Raw genomic sequence first — 833 nt, forward strand, 5'->3', positions numbered from 1 at the left:
ATGATCTCGCCCGTCAGCGGCCACTTCGCCCAGTACAGGATCAGCGAAGCGCACACGAATGCGAACGGCGCGATCACGCTCATGCCCGGAATATGCAGCGGGCGCTCGAGGTCCGTCGCCGCGCGGCGCAGCGCCATCAGGCTGATCGGACCCGTCAGGTACGAGATCACCGTCGCCACCGAAATCACGGCCGCGAGCGAACTCCAGCCGCGGAAGAAGAACAGGAAAATGAACGACACCAGCAGGTTGAACCACATCGCCGGGCGCGGCACGCCGTACAGCGGATGCACGCTGCCGAAAATCTTCGGCATCGTGTTGTTGCGCTCCATCGCGTAGATCATCCGCGTGGTCGTCGCCATATAGGTCGTGCCGGTGCCGCTCGGGCTCACGAACGCGTCGATATACAGCAGGATCGCCAGCCAGTTCAGGTTCAGCGCGATCGCCAGCTCCGCGAACGGCGACTTGAAGTTGAACTGATTCCAGCCCTTCGCCACATCGGCGGGATTCACCGCACCGATATACGCGAACTGCAACAGCACATAGATCACCAGCGCCAGCAGGATCGAGCCGATCACCGCGAACGGCACGCTCCTGGCCGGGTTGCGCGCCTCGCCCGCGAGGTTGATCGGGCTCTGGAAACCGTTGAACGCGAATACGATGCCGCTCGTCGCCACCGCCGTCAGCACCGCCGACCAGCCGTACGGCGCGAACGTGCTCGTTTCGCCGAGATTTTCCTTGTGAAAGCCGCTCATCATCAGGCCGAGGATCGTCAGGCCGGGGATGAGGAACTTGAAGATCGTGATCGCCGAGTTGGCGCGCGCGAACACCTTCAC

Annotated in this window: 1 protein-coding gene; it reads right to left on the reverse strand. The window is 63.0% G+C overall.

The window, feature by feature from the left end; all coding sequences use genetic code 11:
• Positions 1-833 (reverse strand): APC family permease (locus tag J8I87_RS44065; RefSeq protein WP_209938925.1); only part of this gene is annotated, 833 nt, incomplete at both ends.

It is taken from the genome of Paraburkholderia sp. LEh10 (assembly GCF_017814945.1).
Taxonomy (GTDB): Bacteria; Pseudomonadota; Gammaproteobacteria; order Burkholderiales; family Burkholderiaceae; genus Paraburkholderia.